Source organism: Microbulbifer sp. 2205BS26-8 (assembly GCF_030731025.1).
GTDB classification, from domain to species: Bacteria; Pseudomonadota; Gammaproteobacteria; order Pseudomonadales; family Cellvibrionaceae; genus Microbulbifer; species Microbulbifer spongiae.
Genome location: NZ_JAVAMR010000034.1, coordinates 16996 through 39139, shown reverse-complemented (window position 1 = coordinate 39139; position 22144 = coordinate 16996). Strand labels below are relative to the sequence as shown.

At 55.8% G+C, this 22144-nt stretch carries 14 protein-coding genes; 11 read left to right on the top strand and 3 right to left on the bottom strand.

Annotation, left to right across the window (positions count from 1 at the left end):
- Nucleotides 1–74: 74 nt before the first annotated feature.
- Together epmB and Q5Y71_RS11955 are read left to right on the top strand one after the other, a co-directional pair.
- The gene (epmB, locus tag Q5Y71_RS11960; protein WP_306042380.1) at nt 75–1112 is read left to right on the top strand and encodes an EF-P beta-lysylation protein EpmB; all 1038 of its coding nucleotides are present in this window, start codon (nt 75–77) and stop codon (nt 1110–1112) included.
- Between the two features lie 484 nt (nt 1113–1596).
- Nucleotides 1597–3684 carry an EAL domain-containing protein gene (locus Q5Y71_RS11955; RefSeq protein ID WP_306042379.1) on the top strand — a complete coding sequence of 696 codons (2088 nt, stop codon included), beginning with the start codon at nt 1597–1599 and terminating at the stop codon, nt 3682–3684.
- Between the two features lie 67 nt (nt 3685–3751).
- Here the strand turns inward: Q5Y71_RS11955 and Q5Y71_RS11950 are convergent, their stop codons facing one another.
- Nucleotides 3752–5413 (bottom strand): alkaline phosphatase, encoded by a 1662-nt coding sequence (locus Q5Y71_RS11950; RefSeq protein WP_306042378.1) that lies wholly within the window; start codon nt 5411–5413, stop codon nt 3752–3754.
- Nucleotides 5414–5720: 307 nt separating this feature from the next.
- On the opposite strand from Q5Y71_RS11950, the gene Q5Y71_RS11945 reads away from it, so the two are divergent.
- Nucleotides 5721–7664: a M1 family metallopeptidase gene (locus Q5Y71_RS11945; RefSeq protein WP_306042377.1), complete on the top strand. Its 1944-nt coding sequence runs from the start codon at nt 5721–5723 to the stop codon at nt 7662–7664.
- A gap of 355 nt (nt 7665–8019) precedes the next feature.
- Nucleotides 8020–8148 (top strand): hypothetical protein, encoded by a 129-nt coding sequence (locus tag Q5Y71_RS11940; protein ID WP_306042376.1) that lies wholly within the window; start codon nt 8020–8022, stop codon nt 8146–8148.
- A 56-nt stretch (nt 8149–8204) separates the two neighbouring features.
- On the opposite strand, the gene serB is transcribed toward Q5Y71_RS11940, so the two are convergent.
- Nucleotides 8205–9317 (bottom strand): phosphoserine phosphatase SerB, encoded by a 1113-nt coding sequence (gene serB / locus Q5Y71_RS11935; RefSeq protein WP_306042375.1) that lies wholly within the window; start codon nt 9315–9317, stop codon nt 8205–8207.
- A 351-nt stretch (nt 9318–9668) separates the two neighbouring features.
- On the opposite strand from serB, the gene Q5Y71_RS11930 reads away from it, so the two are divergent.
- The 7 genes from Q5Y71_RS11930 (at nt 9669) to Q5Y71_RS11900 (ending at nt 18063) form a co-directional block, all read left to right on the top strand.
- Nucleotides 9669–10751: a hypothetical protein gene (locus tag Q5Y71_RS11930; protein ID WP_306042374.1), complete on the top strand. Its 1083-nt coding sequence runs from the start codon at nt 9669–9671 to the stop codon at nt 10749–10751.
- A gap of 128 nt (nt 10752–10879) precedes the next feature.
- The gene (locus tag Q5Y71_RS11925; RefSeq protein WP_306042373.1) at nt 10880–11296 is read left to right on the top strand and encodes a MerR family DNA-binding transcriptional regulator; all 417 of its coding nucleotides are present in this window, start codon (nt 10880–10882) and stop codon (nt 11294–11296) included.
- A 96-nt stretch (nt 11297–11392) separates the two neighbouring features.
- Entirely contained in the window at nt 11393–12562 is a 1170-nt protein-coding gene (locus Q5Y71_RS11920) for an isovaleryl-CoA dehydrogenase (RefSeq protein WP_306042372.1), read from the top strand.
- 118 nt (nt 12563–12680) lie between these two features.
- A complete protein-coding gene (locus Q5Y71_RS11915; protein WP_306042371.1) occupies nt 12681–14288 on the top strand; it encodes a carboxyl transferase domain-containing protein in 1608 nt (535 codons plus the stop codon).
- A gap of 72 nt (nt 14289–14360) precedes the next feature.
- Nucleotides 14361–15158, top strand: a complete 798-nt coding sequence (locus Q5Y71_RS11910; protein WP_306042369.1) for an enoyl-CoA hydratase/isomerase family protein — start codon at nt 14361–14363, stop codon at nt 15156–15158.
- A gap of 5 nt (nt 15159–15163) precedes the next feature.
- Nucleotides 15164–17164: an acetyl/propionyl/methylcrotonyl-CoA carboxylase subunit alpha gene (locus Q5Y71_RS11905; RefSeq protein WP_306042368.1), complete on the top strand. Its 2001-nt coding sequence runs from the start codon at nt 15164–15166 to the stop codon at nt 17162–17164.
- On the top strand, nt 17164–18063 hold the full coding sequence (locus Q5Y71_RS11900) for a hydroxymethylglutaryl-CoA lyase (RefSeq protein ID WP_306042367.1): 900 nt from the start codon (nt 17164–17166) through the stop codon (nt 18061–18063). Before Q5Y71_RS11905 ends, Q5Y71_RS11900 begins: the two co-directional genes overlap by 1 nt.
- 171 nt (nt 18064–18234) lie before the next feature.
- Here the strand turns inward: Q5Y71_RS11900 and Q5Y71_RS11895 are convergent, their stop codons facing one another.
- Nucleotides 18235–21441 (bottom strand): DEAD/DEAH box helicase, encoded by a 3207-nt coding sequence (locus tag Q5Y71_RS11895; protein WP_306042366.1) that lies wholly within the window; start codon nt 21439–21441, stop codon nt 18235–18237.
- Nucleotides 21442–22144 lie beyond the last annotated feature (703 nt).

Genomic DNA, 22144 nt, shown 5'->3' with positions numbered 1-22144 from the left:
GGTGCGTCAAATGAAGGCACCTGGGCCCGCAGGCTAACCTGCTACAATGCTCTTTTCTAGTGTGTGCCTGTCTAATGAAATTCCCAGTTTTCGACAATGAACTTATCGATGCCTGCGAACCTCGCCGTTGGCAGGATGAGTTGTCGGATCTGATTACGGACCCCGCTGAATTAATCCGGCTTTTGCAACTGGACCCGGCCCAATTACCCTGGTCGCTATGCGCTAGCCGGCAATTCCCCCTGCGGGTGCCGCGTGGCTTGATCAGGCGTATGCGTCGCGGAGACCCACATGACCCCCTGTTGCTGCAGGTGCTGCCCACAGCGGCGGAGCTGCAGTCGCCTCCCGGTTTTAGTGCCGATCCTCTGCAGGAGGGCCGGGTGAATCCTCAGCCGGGTATTGTGCACAAATACCACGGACGGCTGCTGCTGATTGCCGCCGGGCAGTGTGCGGTGAATTGTCGTTACTGTTTTCGCCGAGCTTTTCCCTATGGGGACAACCACCTGGACCGGCGTCAATGGGCGGCGGCCCTGGAATATATCCGTGCCCATACCGAGTTGCGCGAAGTGATCCTGAGCGGTGGTGATCCTTTGGTATTGAGTGATCGCCAACTGGCCTGGCTGTCCAGTGAGCTGGCGCAAACCCCCCATCTGAACAAGCTGCGGGTGCACAGCCGCCTGCCCATAGTGACACCCAGCCGGATCACCGATGCCCTGTTGTCCTGGTTCACTATTTCGCGCCTGAAACCGGTGCTGGTGTTGCATTGCAATCACGCCAATGAGATTGACAGTGCAGTGCGTGCAGCACTGGCGCGACTGCGTGATGCCGGGGTTGTCCTGCTCAATCAGGCAGTGCTGCTAAGGGGAGTAAATGACAGTTGTGAGGCCCAGGAACAGCTCTGTGAAGCCCTGTTTGTGGCGGGTGTTATGCCCTACTATCTGCACCAACTGGATAAAGTCAGCGGCGCGGCCCATTTCGAAGTGTCCGATGAAGAGGCGCTAGCCATTATCGCGCAGCTGCGCCAACGTCTGCCGGGGTATCTGGTGCCGAAATTGGTAAGAGAGGTACCCGGTGTTCGCGCCAAAGTACCGCTGGAAGGCAGAGCGGACGAATGAAGCGGGAGTAACAAGAAAACGGTGCTGCTCGGGCGGGAGTACAGCCAGGGAAAGTGTCGGTTTGCGGATGTATGATTCGGGTTGTGGAGCTTTCCACCGCACCCAGCCCAGCTAGTTTTGCGCCTTCATCCTCTTTGCGGAATCACTTTTCACCCGAAAATCCGATCTGTCTGCCACAACCCGTTGTCGTTAGGTCCTTGAACGTTTGTTATCCCTGCTTGATGTCACTCGCATTGCAAGGGCAACGGTCAGCCACGAGTACACCAGCACCCCCTGTGATGCATACCTCCCCGGCATCCGCTCTCGCTCGCCGGTAGCGTTGCTGGCTGCTAAAAATGCAGGAGTCCATTTTTTGACGGTAGAGAGAATTGTGTGACATGGATCACGTCCGTCATCCAGATGTGTTCTTGTATGCCACCACTGTGGCCCCCTAAACTTACCGCTCGCAGTAGCAGTGCACTGCTTTGGGCAAATAGAGTAAATAATGAGTAGCAACGATACTATCCGACTTCTCCTGATACACGATACTCCATCAGAGGCCCAGCGCCTGGTGAGCATGTTGCACAATGCGGGCCGCCCCAACCGGGCCCAGCATGTCACCAGCGAAGCGGTATTGACCCGGTTGCTACAGGACAAAACCTGGGACCTGATCATTGTCGCGGAGGGCAGCACCCAGGTCCCCCCAACCTTGGCTCTGCGCACTATCAGCAAGCTGCAGAAGGATGTCCCGCTGATTATCCTTACCGAGCGCAGTGGCTGCCTGCCGGTGGTGGAGGGGCTGAGGCTGGGTGCGCGGGATGTGGTGACTGTGGACGAAGACCAGCACCTGCTACTGGTTATCCAGCGCGAGTTACTGTCACTGGACAACCGCCGGCGGGCACGCCTGCACGACCGCCGCTACCATGCCACTTTGCGGCGTACCCGGGAATTGCTGGACAGTTCCAAGGATGCGTTTGCCTATGTATCCGATGGTTTGATTATCTACGCCAACGACTCCTTTGCCGAGTACTTTGGCTATGCAAGCGGAGATGAGGCGGAGTACCAGCCCATCATCGATATGCTGGCGGAAAATGAAGGGGAAGAGGCGCGGCAATTTCTTAAACGTTGCGCCATTGACAATAACGAAGTGGAAGCACGGGAGTGGCAATTTACTGCGAGAAGTGCATCGGGCAGCGGACCGCTGCCGGTTCGGGCCGAGGTGCTCAGTACAACCTATGAAGAAGAGCGCTGCTTGCAGGTGCGTATTGCAGCGCACAGCGCGGATACCGAACACCTGGAGGCTCAACTCAGCGATATCAAGAACCGCGATCCGCTTACAGGGCTGTTTAATCGCCAGCACTTCCTGCAGCTGCTGGATTCTACTATCCAATCCGCTGCGGACTCCCACAGCACCGGTGGCCTGATGTTTATCCAGGTGGCCCGCTTTGAGGAGGAGGTGCAGAAAGTCGTGGGTGTGGCAGGCGCCGATGCCTTGCAGAAGGCGATGGCGGAACTGTTGCGCAGTTGCCAGCGCAGTGGTGACACCCTGGCCTGCTATAGCGATGACAGTTTTTGTCTGCTCACTCCGGATACCACGCCGGACAGTGCCGAGCAGCGTGCACGGGAAATGCTGAAAAAGGTTTCCGATACCATTTTCGATGCTGCGGGCAAAACACTGCAGATCACCGTTTGCATTGGTATTTCCCTGTTGAGTGAGGCCTCCAGTGGTGCCCAGCAGGTACTGGAACAGGCGCTGGTGGCGCACCGGCAGGCGCTTGGTGCAGACAGCGGAGAGGGCAGCTTTGCCCTGTATGAACCGAACACTGACGGTGGTGCCGATGTGGAAACCTACCACCGCGCGCGAGTGGTACAGGCCCTTGAAGCAGGCAACCTGAAGCTGCTTTACCAGCCTATCCTCAGCCTGCAGGGCACCGGAGAGCAGATGTATGAAGTGCTGGTGCGCATGCTCGACAACAAGGTGGAGCTGGCGCCACTGGCCTTCCTGCAGGAATTGGGCGATGCGGGTCTGTCGGCAAAAATGGACCGCTGGGTGATTCTCACCGCGATCAAGGCAGCGGCCTTCCATGTGGAGGGTAAAAAGGTGTCTCTGATGCTGCATATCACCACGGCCTCACTCCTGGATAACAGCCTGCCTGGGTGGCTGGCGGTGGCTTTTAAGGCCGCCAGGGTTTCGCCGGGTTCGGTGGTCTTTCAGATGCGCCAGGAGGACATAACCAGCAACCTGCATGCGGCTAAGGACTTTACCAGTCGGGTACAACAGCTTGGCTGTCGGGTGGCGGTGTGTCATTTCGGGACCGGTTTGAACCCCTTTAAGGCCCTGGAGCATGTGAAGGTGGATATCGCCAAGGTAGACCCCTCGTTTGTGCGCGAAGTACAGGATGAGGGGGAGAGCAGTGCGTCCTTGGCCGGGCTGGTAAAGCGCCTGGGTGAATTGGATACCAAGGTGATAGTGCCCCATATTGAACAGGCCAGCATGTTGCCCACCCTGTGGCAGACCGGCACCGACTATATCCAGGGCTACTATGTGCAGGCCCCGGCGGAAGACATGCGTTTCGACTTCAACCTCGATTGACGGCCAGCGCATCTGCACCAATGCAGACAACCGCGCAGCCTCATTGCAAAGGCTGCACGGTTTTTCCCTAAACCTTGTAGCGTGTGCGCAGGGCGGCGATGGCGTTTTGTGCCAGGGCGCCGTAGCCCGGTGCCGGTGGTGGTGCGTTGCCGGGGCCTGTGCTCTCGTTCCAGGCGCGCTGGATATGGTTATAACCGGCTTTCTGCTTGTACACTCTGGCCAGGGTAGCGCTGTAGTTTTTACTCCTGACCGTATTCACGTGGTACCAGTGGGCCTTGGCGCGGGAATGGGAAATATCCATTAACAGGTAACCGCGCTGGGTAATGTCCACCCACTTCAAATGCGGGATCAATCCGTCCAGGGCAATCGCGGCCACATCGGTTAACTGGGATTTGTCGAGGAAGCTGGAAGACACCCCAGGGGTCACAAATTCGCCGCCCAGTGCACCGCGGCCGGTCAGGGGGCCGTAGTCGAAAATGCTGAAGGGATTACTGGCCAGATCCCAGGCCCAGGAACTGTGGATATCCCCGGTAAGTACGACAAAGTTCTCGATATTGTTCTGGCTGATATGGTTAAACAAGCGGCTGCGCGCAGCGGTATAGCCGTCCCACTGATCCATATTGATGGAGAAATCCCTGGCCAGGGTGAGCTGCGCCATCATCACCTGCTGCCCCAGCACCCGCCAGCGCACACCGTCGGACTGGGACCGGGTCAGGCTGCGGTACAGCCACCCTTCCTGCTGCTGGCCGAGGAGACTGCGTGCGGGGTCATCGGCACTCCCCTGGTCAAACCAGTTGGCCTGTTTGTCCCGCGCAGCGATGCGGGTATCCAACATCATCAGGTCGACCAGGTTGCCGAAACGAAATCCGCGGTAAATGGCCTTGTCGCCAAAGCGATCCAGAATGCCATTGTCACGGATGGGCATCCACTCAAAATAGACGCGGTTTGCCACAGAGCGACGTTCAAACCAGTCGCCTTCGCCGCGCTCGGGGTTATGATTTTCGGCGCCGCCAGCCCAGGCGTTATTGGTGGTCTCGTGGTCATCCCACACACAGATAAACGGGTGCTGGCGGTGCACTTCCTGCAGGTCGGGGTCGGAGCGGTACTGGGCATAGCGCTGGCGGTAGTCCTGTAGAGTGACCATTTCCCTGGCCGGGATCGGCTCGCGCCCCAGTCCGGCATTGGTACCGAAGCCGCCGGGGCCGTACTCATAGAGGTAGTCGCCCAGGTGCAGGACCATATCCAGATCCGGTCGCAGAGCAATTTCCCGGTAGACGTTAAAGTAGCCCATGGGGTAGTTGGAGCAACTGGTCACCGCGAAGCGCAGGCGATCCAGATGGCCAATGGGCAGGGTGCGGGTGCGGCCGATCGGTGAATCCATGCTGTTGGAGTAGAAGCGGTAGTAATAGGGAGTGCCCGGCTGCAGCCCGTTGACGTCCACCTTGACGGTGTAGTCCACTTCCGGGCCGGTAATGCCGCTGCCGCTGTTGACTACCAGGCGCATTTCCGGGTCCAGGGCTATCTGCCAGCTATAGGGAACCGTGGATAGAAACAGCGGATCACTGGACGGACTGATTCTGGTCCACAGGATCACACGGTCCGCCAGTGGGTCGCCACTGGCTACGCCGTGCTGAAAAGGTTGATGACCGGATCCGTACGCTTTCAAGAGGGGCAGTACTGCGAGGCCGGCGCCGGAAAATTGTAGAAACCGCCTCCGGGACAGAGACATGGGGTCCTCCTTTATAGGTTTGTTATGAAAGGGCCTACAGTCTGTGCCGGGAAAGTGAACACTGTGTTAACTGCGGGTCAGCCTTGTCCCGCGAGCGCATGTTTAGTCGGGAATTTCGTCGAGAAGACACGGAAATGAGACATTCGTCTAATTTTATGGCCTCAATAAGGATTAAAGAGGAATGGGTGCGGCTGCCGTCGGGGGCGGAAATCTTGAGATACATCCTCTAGAGGCCTGAATGTATCGCATGAGGGCACACTCGGGTATCCTGTGCTCCGATGAAAACGGAACCCCTGGGAGTAGATCCATGTTGCCCCGCTTACTTTGCACCAGCCTGATTGTCGGCGGCCTCGCCGTAGCTGCTGGGTGCTCCAAGACAGAGCCGTCCAAAACTGAAGCCGAGAGCGCAAGCGCACCGGTAAAAGCGGCCGCTGTGATAGAAAAGAAAACTGCCGCAGGCAAGACGCCGGAATCCGGTGTGGATTACCACTCTTTCGCCAACAGCAACGACTACCAGGTACAGCACCTGGACCTGGATCTGACCGTGGATTTTTCCCGCAAGGTCCTCGAAGGTATTGCCACGCTGGACTTCAAGCGTCTCAATGACAAGAACCTGCCGATGGTGCTTGATACCCGCGAGTTGGAGGTGCTTTCCGTCACTGCCAACGGTGCGCCAGTGCCGTTCTCCATGGGCGAGAAGGACAGCCACCTGGGCACTCCGCTGAATATTGAGCTGCCGGAAGATGTCGACAGTATCGCCATCCGTTACCGCACAGCCCCGGGTGCCTCCGGCGTGCAGTGGCTGGAACCACAACAGACCGCCGGCAAGCAGCACCCCTTCCTGTTCACCCAGGCCCAGGCGATCCACGCGCGCAGTTTTATCCCGCTGCAGGACTCCCCGAAAGTGCGCATTACCTACAACGCCACCGTTCGCACACCGAAGGAACTGCGCGCGGTCATGAGTGCCAACAACGACCCGCAGGCGGCCAAAGACGGCGTCTACGAGTTTGAAATGCCCCAGCCCATCCCCTCCTACCTGATCGCCCTGGCAGTGGGCGACCTGGCATTCAAGCCCATGGGAGAGCGCACCGGTGTCTACGCCGAGCCTGCCCTGCTGGAATCTGCGGCGGCGGAGTTTGCCGATACCGAATCCATGCTGGAGGTAACCGAGAAGGTCTACGGCCCCTACCATTGGGATCGTTACGACCTGCTGATCCTGCCGCCCAGCTTCCCCTTCGGCGGTATGGAAAACCCGCGCCTGAGCTTTATCACCCCGACCGTGATAGCCGGTGACAAGAGCCTGGTGGCCCTGATTGCCCACGAACTGGCCCACTCCTGGTCCGGCAACCTGGTGACTAACGCCAGCTGGCGAGACTTGTGGCTGAACGAAGGCTTCACCACCTACCTGACCAACCGCATTATGCAGTTTGTGTACGGTGATGAGCGCTACCAGATGGAAATGGCCCTGGGTTATGATGACCTGCAGGCAGACCTGGCCGACAAAGAGCCCCGCGACGAGATTATGGCCATTGATCTGCGCGATCGTGATCCCGATGAAGTGTTCTCCAATATCCCCTACGAGAAAGGCTCCCTGTTCCTGTACGAGTTGGAACAAAAAGTGGGCCGCGCGGCGTTCGACCGCTTCCTGATGGAGTATTTCAACCACTTCTCCTTCCAGAGCATCACCACTGAGGACTTCGTGCAGTACCTCGACAAGACTCTGCTGGTGGAGCACGGGGATAAGCTGGATCGCGAGCGTATTCATGAGTGGATCTTTGAGCCGGGTATTCCCGAAGGTGCGCCGCACCCGCAGTCCGATGCCTTCAGCAAACTGGACCCGTTGCGCCAGCAGTGGCTGGACAGCAAGCTGGCGGCGAAGGATATCGACACGAAGGGCTGGACCTTCCACCAGTGGAAGTACTTCCTCGACGGTATGCCGGAGAAGCTGACGGAAGCGCAATTAAAGGAACTGGACAGCGCCTTTGGCCTGACCCAATCCCGCAACAACGAAGTGGCCTTCAGCTGGCTGATGATTGCCGTGCGCAACGACTACGCGCCGGCGTTCGAGCGTCTGGAACACTTTCTCACCAGCATCGGGCGCAACAAGTTCTTGCGCCCGCTGTATCGCACAATGGTGGAAACTGGCAAACAGGATATGGCGGAACGCATTTTTGAACAGGCCAGGACGGGCTACCATCCGCTGTCGGTAAAAGTGAACAGCCAGGTGATCTACGGCAAAAAAGCGGACTAATAGCCCCTGCGCTGATCCCCGCGGCTCTGGCAGTGTGACTGCCGGAGCTGCAGTTTCTCGCCTGGCCACCAGGCACGCTTAACGCTGGCCTGACCCGAACGGCTCGTATGCCACTGTTGGACGCTGGGGACCCTGTAGCTGTTTGGTGTATGGCCTGTGAGTGGTGTTCAATACCCGCGGGCGGGTCTTTCCCCACTGGCGATCAACAGCTGTAATCGCGTGTATAGCAAATTCGCGCAAAATAATAATTTTCACGCCATTTTTCTGGCGCAAGAACCATTAAACTGCTACCAAAAGTGATGCGCATTGCGTAATCTGCTGCTCGATAAATATCCATTCGAGCAAGAGGGTACGTATGTACAGGCGGCTTTTATTGATGGCTTTTCTCGGCCTTTTGTTGGTTGGCTGTAACCAGGATGCGCCGAATGCCTGTTCCGACAAAAACGAACAGCGCTCTCTTCCCTTTCCCCACGCCATGATCTGATCCCCCCTTTGGGGGGGTGAGCCGAAATCGAGCTGGCAATCTATTGGGTGGCCGGATTAACTGGCGAGTTTTTCTATTTGCCGGTCATTCAGGCCGAACAGGTACAGCGCTGCATCCAGTCCAAACAGGTTGATGACCTGGGGTGCCTCCAGGCGCACTTTGGGTTTTGGATGAATGGCGATGCCCAGTGCACCCAGGTGCAGCATCGGTAGATCGTTGGCACCATCGCCCATGGCAACCACGCTTTCAGGCCCCAGTTTCAATTCTTGCGCCTTGGCTTGCAGCAGTGCCCGCTTGCACAGTCCATCGACAATCGGTTCCACCACGCCACCGGTGAGTACCCCCCCGGAAAATACCATTTCATTGGCGTACACAAAATCCACCGGCAAGCGCTCTCTCTGCAGATAGTGGGCGAAATAGGAAAAGCCTCCGGTGAGGATTGCCGTTTTGCAACCCAGTGCCCGCAGATTATTGAGCAGCTTATGGGCGCCCGTTTTCAAGGGCAGTTGCGGGGCAATTTCTGCCAGGCTCTGCTCCGAAAACCCCTTGAGCAGGGCCATGCGCCTTTTGAAACTTTCGCAGAAATCCAGGTCCCCACTCATGGCGGCCTGGGTAATGGCAGCTACCTGGTCTTCAACTCCGGTAATTTTGGCCAGCTCGTCGATCACTTCGGCGTCGATCAGGGTGGAGTCCATATCAAAGCCGGCGAGTGCCGGGACTTTTTGGCTGGCACCGGACTGCAAAACCAGGTCGGCGCCCAGGGTGTCGGCCATTTGCAAGCAGGCATTGCGGGCTGTGGATAACTCGACTTTGCCGTCGATCTGGAAGCGGATAACAGTGCGCGTCAAGCTCTGTGAAAGGGTATCCACTGCGGTAACGGTCCACTGTTGTTCAGCAAAGAACTGTAGCAACCGCTGTAGCTGCGAGAGCCTGGGTGAGGCGGACAACAGGGTGATACACCAGGGGGCCCGGACTGCCGCAGGCGCTGCGGCCATAGGGGAAAATGCACACCTGGCCATACCCGCGAAGGGTTCGCTGTGTGAATACTCAAGGCCCAGACGTGCATAGTGGCCCTCGAAATTCAGGTAGCGCAGGGTGCAATCCAGTGGAGGTTGGGTAATTTGTGCCAGGGGCAGGTGGAATTCTTGGGAGGTGATGGGATTATTCATGACAGGGCGCCCCAGGATAAAAGGATTGAGTTTCGGCGCATTATAGCTTTTGGCACCATCTCCGCTAAAATCGCCGCCAGGTTATCCGAGATGGGGCAAGCAGAGGGGTTGCGCCCATGGTAACGCGCCCGACTTCAAGCTACAGATAGGATTTGTAGCTCCCTGGGGAGGGGCCTGCTTGCCAGGCGTATATCAGCCGCTGGAGATATTTTCAGTGTCTCGTCGCAGGCCGGTAAAATTCCGGTCTGCCTGCGTATCTGCAGCAGCATTTGCAGGCGATCAATGATCAGGCGGGGCGCGCGGCTGACGGACAGGCTAAACGAAAATAGGCAAGCAATACTGCAGTACGGTATGTCGGTATCAATGAGTTTTTTATTGCGCAAGGTATCCGCCCGGGTTGCACTGTTATCCCAGCAGGCTCGCCACCGCCTGCTGGCAGTGGCCGTCTGGTTGACTTTGGCCATTTTTTGCAGCGCGGCCCTTGGACACTACTATGGCCAGCGTTACTCCGCCACTGTGGAGAGGGACAGAGAGTCAGCGCGCGCAGCGGCCGGTTTTCTCGCCGGGCAGAGCCTGGAGCTGATTGTGGCCGGTGATCGTATCCGTATGCAGTTATTGGCGAGACAACTGCTGGCGTTACCCGCCATCAGTGGTATCGCTATTGAGGATGTGGAATCCAATACCCTGGCGGAAGTGGGTGACCTGAGACGCGGGGAGGCCATCAATGTGCCTGTGGTTCTGCACGACAGCATTGCCGGCAATGTCACTGTGACTCTGGTGCCGGGTGGCAACCTGGCTTTTCCCTGGGCCACCCTGTTGCTGATCCTGGTATTTGCCCTGCCGTTCAGCGCGGTGGCGGCACTGCTGATCGACGGCTTTTCCGCCCCGCACAGCCCGCCGGCGACGAGGGTGCATCCAACGTCAGATGCCCCTGTCGAACAGGGCGACAGTGTGGGTTTGTACCTTCGGCCACTGAATTGGGCGCAATTGACCAACCAACTGAGCCGCAGCGCCCTGGAGGGCATACAGAGAGCGCTGGATGACCGCATGGCGTTGCTGCAGCGTATCTATGATGGGCATCCACTAAATAGCGCCGGGCCTCAGACTGGCCTGGGTTTCTCCGGTACCGATGCGGCGTTTCGCGCAGTCTGCTGTGGCCTGCTACTGCGGGAAATGCAGAACGTCAGTAGCGCCACCGGCCTCAAACTGGCCCTGGCGGTGGCACCCTGTACGCCCGATTCGCCAGACTTCTCCGCCGAGCAGTTGCTAAGCCAATCGCGCGGTTTGTTCCTGCATCCGCAGCTGCTGGGGGACAGCGCCCTGGCGGGGCGGATTGAGCACCATGGTGCCGGCTGGACCCTGGAAGTGACCGGCCTGCCCCTCCCCTACCAAAAGCTGCTCAACAGCCAGTTGCAGCAGCTGCTGAGCGCTTGATAGCTGTGCTTGTTCTCAACCGCTAGTCGATGACTCAGTATGCCTTTGCAGTTATTTTTTGGTATCTGCTTTACGTTTACGTTAACGTAAAGTCTTGCTAGGCTTTGCCGTATCGCGAGGAAGTACGTATGAAAGCCAAAGCTAGCACCCCAGAACCCCTCAACTACAGTATTTCGGAGCTTGCGCGGGAATTTGATATCACCACCCGCACCATTCGTTTTTATGAGGACAAGGGTCTGCTGAAGCCAAAGCGCCGTGGCCAGACCCGAGTCTACAGCTCGGAAGAACGGGTGCGTCTGAAGCTGATTCTGCGCGGCAAGCGGCTGGGTTTCTCCCTGGATGAGAGCCGCGAGATTATCGATATGTACGATCCTGCCCACGGCAATGTGGAGCAATTGCAGCGTCTCCTGGAACACATTGCCCAGAAACGCGCACATCTGCACCAACAGTTGCGAGATATTGAGAGCCTGATGGGTGAACTGGACGAGGCGGAAGCCCGTGCAAAAGCGGCACTGGTGCGAAGCCGCGTGCAGGGTTCCCTCTGAATTGTCCGGCATTCACCCGGGGCCGACGGCTGTTGTGCACAGTAGTCGCTAGCGGCCATTTGAAGTAGAGCAATTTAAAAGTGTAGTGGAGACTCAATGAATACCGCCTACCCAACCCTGAATTTCGGTCTCGGTGAAGAGATCGATATGCTCCGTGACATGGTTTACAAGTTATGCCAGGCGGAGCTGGCGCCGCGCGCGGCGCAGATTGACGAAGACAACCTGTTCCCCGCGGATATGTGGAAAAAGTTTGGCGAGCTGGGTCTGCTGGGCATGACCGTGGAAGAGGAGTTCGGCGGTTCCAATATGGGTTACCTGGCACACGCCGTGGCCATGGAAGAAATTTCCCGTGCCTCCGCTTCTGTGGGCCTGTCCTACGGTGCCCACTCCAACCTGTGTGTCAACCAGATCCGCAAGAACGGGTCCCGCGAGCAGAAACTCAAGTACCTGCCCAAGCTGTGTTCCGGTGAACATGTAGGCGCCTTGGCCATGAGCGAACCCAACTCCGGTTCCGACGTAGTGAGTCTGCAACTGCGCGCGGAAAAGCGCGGTGATCGCTTTGTTTTAAACGGCAATAAAATGTGGATCACCAACGGCCCCGATGCCGACACCTATGTGATTTACGCGCGCACCGAGCCGGGTATCAGCTCCGGCGGTATTACTGCATTTATCGTTGAGCGCGGTTTTGCGGGCTTCTCCCAGGCGCAAAAGCTCGACAAGCTGGGCATGCGCGGTTCCAACACCTGTGAGCTGGTGTTCGAAGACTGTGAAGTGCCGGAAGAAAATATCCTCGGTGAACTGAACGGCGGTGTGCGCGTATTGATGAGCGGTCTCGACTACGAGCGCACCATTCTCTCCGGAGGTCCTGTCGGTATTATGCAGGCCTGTCTGGATGTGGTGGTTCCCTACATTCACGAGCGCAAACAGTTCGGCAAGGCCATCGGTGAATTCCAGCTGATGCAGGGTAAAATCGCCGATATGTATGCCGACCTGAATGCCAGTCGCTCCTATCTCTACGCAGTGGCAAAAGCTTGTGATCGCGGTGAGGACTCGCGCAAGGACGCCGCCGCTGTAATCCTGTTTACTGCGGAGCGCGCAACCCAGATGGCCCTGCAGGCTATCCAGACTTTGGGCGGCAATGGCTATATCAATGAATACGCCACCGGTCGCCTGCTGCGCGATGCCAAGCTCTACGAAATCGGCGCGGGCACTTCTGAAGTGCGCCGTATGCTGATTGGTCGCGAGCTGTTTAAAGAGACCCGCTAAGGCTGGGCATTTCTTTTCGCCGCCGACGCCTGTCGGCGGCAGCTGTCTCCAGCCGGGCACTGCGGCAATAAGCTGCGCCCTGTGGAGGTCTTTTCTCCGGGAAAGTGAATCGGACTTTATGAATCAGTTGCAGAGCAAAATAAACACGCGCGATGCCGCCTTTGGCGAAAACCGCGAGCAGATGCAGGCGCTGGTGGCAGACCTGCGCGAGAAAGTAGAAGCCATCGTCCAGGGCGGCGGCGAGCGCGCAAGGGAAAAACACCTTGCGCGAGGAAAATTATTGCCACGGGACCGTATCGATGCGCTGCTCGATCCGGGTAGCCCTTTTATGGAATTTTCCCAGCTGGCCGCTCACGAGGTTTACGGTGAGGATGTTCCGGCTGCGGGTATTATTACCGGCATCGGCACCGTCTCTGGTCAGCCCTGTGTGATAGTGGCCAACGATGCCACTGTAAAAGGTGGAACCTATTATCCCCTCACAGTAAAAAAACACCTGCGTGCGCAGACCATCGCCGAACAGAACAACCTGCCGTGTATTTACCTGGTGGATTCCGGTGGCGCCAATTTGCCGCGCCAGGACGACGTTTTCCCAGACCGCGAGCACTTCGGTCGCATCTTCTTTAACCAGGCCAATCTCTCTGCACAGAATATTCCGCAGATCGCGGTGGTTATGGGTAGCTGCACCGCCGGTGGAGCCTATGTGCCGGCCATGGCAGACGAATCCATTATGGTGAAAGAGCAGGCCACCATCTTCCTGGCGGGCCCGCCCCTGGTGAAAGCAGCCACCGGTGAAGAAGTTTCCGCCGAGGAACTCGGCGGTGCCGAGGTGCACTGTCGCACTTCCGGGGTTTCCGATCACTACGCCAATAACGACGTACATGCGTTGCAGTTGGCGCGGCGCTCTGTAGCGCGCCTGAACCGTATCAAAAATCCCGGCCTGGATATCCAAAAGCCAGTGGAGCCGATTTATCCACCGGAAGACATTTACGGTGTGGTGCCCAAAGATTCGCGCCAGCCGTTTGACGTGCGCGAGATTATCGCGCGGGTTGTGGACGGATCGGAGTTCGATGAATTTAAAGCGTTGTACGGCACCACTCTGGTAACTGGTTTTGCCCGTATCCAGGGCTATCCGGTGGGAATTGTTGCCAACAACGGCATCCTGTTTGCGGAGAGTGCACAGAAGGGCGCGCACTTTATTGAGCTGTGTGCGCAGCGCAAGATTCCATTGGTTTTCCTGCAAAATATCACTGGTTTCATGGTGGGCAAACAGTACGAGGCGGGCGGCATCGCCAAACACGGCGCCAAGATGGTGACCGCTGTCGCTACCGCCAAGGTGCCCAAAATTACCATCCTCATCGGCGGCTCTTTCGGCGCCGGTAACTACGGTATGTGTGGCCGCGCCTACGATCCCAACTTCCTGTTTATGTGGCCCAATGCGCGCATCTCGGTTATGGGGGGTGAACAAGCTGCTGGCGTGTTGGCCCAGGTGAAGCGCGACCAGATGGCCGCCCGGGGTGAATCCTGGAGCGAAGAGGGAGAGCGCCAGTTTAAACAGCCGATTGTGGATAACTACGAACACCAGGGGCACCCCTACTACGCCTCCGCGCGCTTGTGGGATGACGGCGTTATCGATCCGGCGGATACCCGCCGCGTGCTTGGTCTGTGCCTGGCGGCGGCCAGCCACAAGGAACCGGAAGAGACCAAGTTCGGCGTGTTCCGCATGTAAGGAACCGTGGTTGCGGCGCCAATGAAATGTTCCGGTGCCGCTTTTGATAGACGCCCCAATCGAGGAATTACAATGAGCGATAAATTGCTGTGCGAAGTGGATAGCGAGGGCGTGGCCACGGTCACCCTGAACCGGCCGGAAATCCACAACGCTTTTGATGATGAACTGATCCACGAGCTGGCCACCACCTTTGACACCCTGGCGCAAAGCCCCGCTGTGCGTGTGTTAGTACTGGCCTCCAATGGCAAGAGCTTTTCTGCCGGAGCCGACCTCAACTGGATGAAGCGCATGGCGACTTATTCAGAAGAGGAAAACCGCCGCGACGCAGCTGCGCTTGCTGCCATGCTGTACAAGCTCGACACTTTCCCTGCTCCCACTATTGCGCGAGTACAGGGCGCCGCTTTTGGCGGGGCCGTGGGCCTGGTGAGCTGCTGCGATATGGCAGTGGCCTCTGAGCGCGCCAGCTTCTGTTTATCCGAAGTCAAAATCGGGTTGCTGCCCGCCACCATCAGTCCCTATGTCATCAATGCGATCGGCACCCGCCATGCGCGTCGTTACTTTGTCACAGCGGAGCGTTTCTCCGCCGAGCGCGCGGAACAGATCGGTTTGGTATCCGAAGTCTGTGCCGAGGCTGATCTGGACCTGCATGTGCAGAAATTAGTGAATGCCATTGCCGACAATGGCCCTAAAGCAGTCGCCATGGCCAAGCAACTGGCTATGTCCATGTCCAACCGGGTTATCAACGATGAATTGCAGGGCCAGACCAGCGCGCTGATCGCTGCCGTGCGTGTGTCGCCGGAAGGACAGGAAGGGTTGAGTGCGTTTTTGGAAAAGCGTGCACCCAGTTGGATGAATGGTAGCGAAGGGTAATTTTTATGATTCGCAAACTGTTAATAGCTAATCGCGGCGAAATTGCCTGCCGCATTATCAAGACCGCGCGCCGCCTGGGGGTGGCCACTGTCGCCGTTTATTCCGATGCGGATGCCGACGCCCTGCATGTGCAGATGGCGGACGAAGCGGTGCACCTGGGTTCGGCCCCGGCCAGGGATTCGTATCTGGATATCGACAAAGTATTGGGTGCTGCCAAGCAGACTGGTGCCGATGCCATCCATCCGGGTTATGGCTTCCTGTCGGAAAATGCGGAGTTTTGCCGCGCCTGCGATAGCGCCGGCATTATTTTTGTCGGCCCACCCACCGGCGCGATTGAGGCGATGGGCTCCAAGTCCGCCGCCAAACGTATTATGGAAGAGGCCAATGTGCCCCTGGTGCCCGGTTACCATGGCACCAATCAAAATGAAGAGCTGTTGGAAGGCCTTGCCAATCGCATCGGATATCCGGTATTGCTGAAAGCTGCTGCCGGCGGCGGTGGTAAGGGCATGCGCCGTGTCGACAGTGCCGATGAATTCCACGAAGCTCTGGGCGCTGCCAAGCGTGAGGCCATGAATGCCTTTGGCGACGACATCATGCTGCTAGAGCGCTATGTGGTGAGTCCCCGCCATGTGGAAATCCAGGTGTTCTGTGATCAGCAGGGCAATGGCGTCTACCTGTTTGAACGGGATTGCTCGGTGCAGCGCCGCCACCAAAAAGTAGTGGAAGAAGCTCCCGCACCGGGCATGACTCCGGAGCTGCGCGCCCGCATGGGTGAAGCGGCCCTGCGCGCGGCCCACGCGATTGGTTACGTGGGTGCCGGCACGGTGGAATTCCTGCTGGATGCCAGCGGTGCCTTCTACTTTATGGAAATGAATACCCGCCTGCAGGTGGAGCACCCGGTTACGGAAATGATCACCGACCAGGATCTGGTGGCTTGGCAGCTGTCAGTTGCCGCTGGCGATACCCTGCCCATGAGCCAGGATGAGCTGCAGATCAACGGCCACGCCATGGAAGTGCGCATCTACGCCGAAGACCCGGACAATGATTTCCTGCCGGCAACAGGCGTGTTGGTGCGCCACCAGCCCCCGGCGGAAGGCGAGGGTGTGCGGGTGGATACCGGTGTGCAGACCGGCGATGAAATCAGCGTGCATTACGACCCGATGATCGCCAAATTGATCTGCCACGGCCGCACCCGCAAAGAAGCCCTGGCCAAATTGGATCGCGCACTGCGTGATTATCAGATTGCCGGTGTGCGCCACAATATCGAATTCCTGCGCCGAGTGATCAATCACCAGGCATTTGCCAGCGGTTGTATTTCGACTCACTTTATCGAGGACTACGAGGCGGAAGTACTGCACCAGGAGCAGACACTGACGCCGCTGAAATGCGCTGCTATTGCCGGCTATTTACAGCAGCGTGAAGAACGCGATCTGCGCAACAGCGCACCGCAGCGGGATCCTTTCTCCCCTTGGCATAATGGCGATAACTGGCGCAATGCTTTGGCTGGCAGTCGCACCCAGACGGTGGACTACCGTGGCCAGCACGCTCAAATTCGCTTTGTTGCGGAGGGCGATAGCCTGCGCTGGACATGTGATGCCTTGCCTGAGGAACAAAACAGCGGTGAGATTCGCCTGCTGCCGGGACGCGACTTGATGTTGGTGGATGGCCGTCGCATGAGTTTCTCCGCCGTGGATACCCGCGATGGTGGCGCTGTATTTATCGATGGCACCCAGGTGGAATTTAAGTTGCTGCCACCGGATATGGGCGAGAGCAATGACCAAGCCCACGGCCTCGATGCCCCCATGAACGGCACCATTATTTCGCTGCTGGTTGAGGCCGGCTCTACGGTGGAAAAAGACCAGCCGCTACTGGTAATGGAAGCCATGAAAATGGAACACACCCTGCGGGCTCCAGCCGCTGGCACCGTGCAGCAGTTCTTCTGTGCTGAAGGTGAGCTGGTGGATGGCGGTAGCCTGCTGGTGGATTTTGCCGGGGAGGAGCAGTAATGACTTTGCCCAAGCAAGTCAAAATCGTCGAAGTGGGCCCCCGCGATGGGCTGCAAAATGAAAAGCAGCCTATCTCTGTGGAGACCCGTATCGCGCTGGTGGACAAGCTCAGTGCCAGCGGGCTGTCGGTTATTGAAGCCGGCAGCTTTGTCAGCCCCAAGTGGGTACCGCAAATGGCCGCCAGCGAGGAAGTGCTGGCGGGTATCCAGCGCAAAGACGGTGTTATCTACAGCGCCCTCACGCCAAACTTAAAAGGCTATGAGCGCGCAGTGGAAGCCAAAGCGGATGAGGTCGCCGTATTTGGTGCGGCCTCGGAAGCCTTCACCCAGAAAAATATTAATTGCAGTATCGCTGAGAGTCTGGGGCGCTTCCGCCCACTGGTGGAAAAAGCGAAGCAAGACGGCATACCCGTGCGCGGTTACGTATCCTGCGTACTTGGTTGCCCCTATGAAGGCGATATTGATCCGGCCAAAGTGGCTGAAGTCAGCTCCGCGCTGTTGGAAATGGGCTGCTACGAAATCTCTCTCGGCGACACCATTGGTGTCGGCACCCCGGAAGCGGCCAAGCGTATGCTGGAGCAGGTGATGGCCCGTGTACCTGTGGGGAAACTCGCGGTGCACTTCCACGATACCTACGGCCAGGCCCTGGCCAATATCTACGCCGCCCTGCAAATGGGTGTCGCGGTAGTGGACTCTGCCGTAGCCGGCCTGGGGGGCTGCCCCTATGCCCGCGGCGCCTCCGGCAATGTCGCCAGTGAGGATGTGCTCTATATGCTCAACGGCCTGGATATCGAAACCGGTGTGGATTTACAGTTGCTGGCTGAGGCCGGGAACTTTATTTCTGAACAGCTGGGGCGTGAAACCAACTCACGCGTGGCCAAAGCCTTGTTTTCCTATTGATTTTCTCCTGTAAGTTCTTGTTCCCCAAAGTGGTCTTTTGCCAAACTTCGTCTAGCAGGCGGCTGAAAAAGGATTTCTCAACCGCCTGCTGAATCACTATCCTTCAGTGCATGCCTCCTTTCACCGGCGTTGTAGTATTCGCCTTCGAAGTGCACGGGTTCCTCTATGATACTAACGAAAAAGGGCCAACCACTGTTCACTATCCATTTTCACAGTTTCATGATTTTTGCTATATACAGCGTCAGCCAGGGCTTGTTTTTGCGCCTGTAATTCAAGAATTTTTTCCTCAACTGTGTTTTCGCAAATGAGTTTATAGACAAAAATTGGCTTGTCCTGCCCGATACGGTGGGCCCTGTCCGTGGCTTGATTTTCCACGGCTGGATTCCACCAGGGATCATAGTGGATAACCGTATCTGCCGCCGTTAAATTCAGACCTACGCCCCCGGCCTTAAGACTAATCAAGAATACGGGGATATCGCCATTTTGGAAGGCATCGATAGTTTCCTGGCGTCTGCGAGTCTGGCCGGTTAGCTTGACATGGGAAATGTTAGCCTGGTCGAGTTTTGATGCAATTTTCCCCAGCATTTCCGTGAATTGAGAGAATAATAGGATTTTACGCCCCTCCTCCACCATCTCCGGAAGCAGTTCCATGAGGGCTTCGAGTTTTGCAGATTGTTTCACTTTTCTGGCTTTTTCGAGCTTAACAAGCTGTGGGTCACAACATGTTTGTCTCAACTTCAATAGCGCATCCAGTATTTCTATCTGGGATCGATTTAGCCCTTTTTTCTTCATCAAATCCCTAACCCGTTTCTCCATTGCCGCGCGTACTGTTTCATAGAGGGTAGCCTGGGTTTTGCCAAAATTTACCCGATATATAATCTCCGTCTTTGCCGGCAGTTCTTTTGCGACTTCCTGTTTTGTTCGACGCAGCAAAAACGGAGAAATCCTGTGGTTGAGCTGTCCTTGCTTTTCCTCGCTGCTTTGCTTTTCAATCGGGGTTCTATAGAGAGTGTTAAATTTTTTCCGGTTTTGTAGAAATCCTGGCATCAGAAAGTCGAAGAGAGACCAAAGCTCACCCAGATGATTTTCCAAAGGAGTACCTGTCAGGCAAATCCGATGTTGTGCATTCAGGGTGCGAACAACCTGTGAAGCCTTGGATTTATAATTTTTTATTACCTGAGCCTCATCCAGAATAAGAATATGGAATTCCTGGTTCCGTAAGATTTCCTCATCGCGAACAATAAGAGGGTAAGTGGTAATAACCAAATCCGATTGCGGAATAAGGGTGTAGTTTTCGTGACGTTGGTTGCCATGCAGTATAAGGACAGACAAATTGGGGGCAAAGCGTTCAGCTTCTTGATGCCAGTTTCCGAGCAGGCTGGTTGGTACAATCACCAAGGCGGGGCTTTTCAAGCGCCCGCCCTCCTTTTCTTTCAGGAGGTGGCCAAGCGTCTGCAGGGTTTTGCCCAGGCCCATATCATCGGCCAGAATACCGTTCATGTTTAACCTGCGCAGGTGCTGCAGCCAGTTTAAACCCGCCTGCTGGTAGGGACGTAACTGTGCGCGCAGGGCGCGTGGTGGTTTGATCGGTTTGGGGCCTTTATGCAGATGCCGGGCCAGAGTCTTCAGATTATTGTTACCACTCCAGATAATCTCTTGTTTCTGCAGGTCTCCCACTGCATATCTGGGAATTCTGAGTCCATTGGATTCACTGTTATACCACTCCTCCAATAGAGCACTGAGATCCTTAAACAGCTGATTGGGCAAGCGGATATATTGACCGGAACCAAACGGGATCAGGCTTTCTTTTTTTTCATGGGGCTCTTGCCCCAGTTCAAGATAACCTATCAGCAGAGGAATCAGGGAAAGTGATCTTCCATCAATATCAATCGTAACACCTAGGGAGAACCAGTCATTGGATTCCTGTTCTGCCTCCCATCCCCATTCCTCAACAGTATGAATTTTGAGAGAGAAATTATCCTCTATCTCGATCAACCAGCCTGAGGTTTTAAGCTCTGGGATACCTTCCTGAATAAATTGGTGCCATTGTTCTATGACTTCGGTGGTAGACCCACTGTTTAAAAATGTCAGGAACGGTTGATCCGGCTGGTCGGGGTCAAAATGCCAAGGCCACTTGAACAGTGTCTGGATGGCCTCTTCCTCTCGTATAAAATCCCGGTTTAGGCGGTACAACTGTCCCTGGTATTCTTGTAGCTCTGTTGTAGCAGGCTGTTTGGAGAAAGCTTCATCCCGCGACAGGGAAATAGGACCATAGAGCAGGCGGAAATATGCTACATGGATGCGCTCGGTACTGTGTGGGGGTTGAATAGTCTTAAGCGTTAGCGCCGGCCTCACAGTTTCATCAATAACATTAAGAGACAGTGATTTTGGTGTTGGCAGGGTGTTGACTCCGACCAGACTCTGCAGATAAGGAAATGCCTTAACCAGTGCGTCTTCCGGTACAGGGGGCATGTCGACCAGTTTTTCGAGCGTCTCTCCATGAATGGAGGTACTGATAAGACCAATTGTGTTCATATTGGGATCAAAGTAACTGGGGGGATCAGTGGGAATCAGACGCCAACCAGACGCAAGTCCGCCAACAATGAGGTTCAATTCTGTGGTTGACCCTGCTGTGTCCCATTGCAATGCCAGTTCAACTGGCTCGCCTTGTCGAATTGGAATCTGCTCCTCCATGTTATTAAACAGGCGCTGACTTTTTAACAATTGGTCCAGGAGCAAAGCGCCCTCTTTACCGCGAAGCGCTGATCGGGAATTCAGCTCAGAGAGAAGCTTTAACAAACCAACAATCCGTTTGTCATTCCTGCGAGAAGACAAATGATTTGCCCGGTAGAGCTGCTCACGCTGTGACTTACCGTAACCGCCTTTTTTTAACGGTCTTGCGGAATAGATATTTACACTGACATGTGGGGAATTGTACTGCTGATTCCAGTTGAGCGTATAAAGCAGGTGTTGATTGCTGGTGAGGGGATTCTCGTATATGTGCCCTTCTGCCAAATTACTCCGCTGCCATTCTTGCCAACGATCCCGAATAGAGGTATTTCCGATTGCAGCTTTGGGTATTTTATTTTCTTCCAGTAAGGTAAAAAGTACTGCGACAACATGCTTGCAGTTATAGCTGACAGGGCAGGTACAGCCTCCAATAATCTTCGGCCTGTTATGTCTTCTACGATTTACGATAGTAATGTTCTGATCGTAGTTCCTGCTGCCGGAGCCGATCACGACGCCGTAAATTTTGTGAAAATCATGAGAGGCCTGGTACTTTTTAACGTTGCCACGTTGATAATAGGTCTTACCACGAATTAGGCTATTATCCGAAAACTGATCTTCAATGTCTTCTAGTGAGAAAGTGATATCCATGGAAATGTCTTGCAAAAGGAGAGATGAAAGCAAATTTGGTACTTGAGGGCTTGGGAATAGGCAGTGTATGGGTTGATTTGTTGTTATCTCACAATCATCCACCCAGGGAACAAACTAGAGTAAACAAGAATAACTCTATTGAGACGGTAAGTCGAGGGGCTCAGATTGGCCCATTAAACAGAGCTAGTGCGAATTTTGCATCAGCAATCTGGCTGTCAGAATATTATTCTGACAGCCAGTGATCCGTTTGAGCAGAATGGGGGCTGCTTATCATTTGCTCTCTTTGGGTGAGTTTAACACGCTCCGCCTTTTTTCAGATGCAGAAAACAATGGGGCAAAGGGTAGTTGTACCTAGTGGTTTAGTCAATACAGGACTGGTGCCAGTGTTCGACCTGTTCCGGATGTATACGTTAGTCTGCCCCCAGATTCAACAATAGCACTCTGCGAGAGCAAATAGCTGCTTAAAAATCTTGTTGAAATGGTTTAATACATTGATATGAAAAGGCTTTTTTTCTGCAGATGGCCCGGATAGAATCGTCGCCCTTACAACAGGCACGCCTACACGGGTTGCAGTCACACACGCGGCGCCAGTGTATAAACCACGGAGACCGATTTCTTATGCCTTGCCCTGAAAATGGCATCGCGTTCCAAGGTTAAGGGCGCTGTTGCAACATTGTGCAGTTATTGTGGACTTTTATGATCG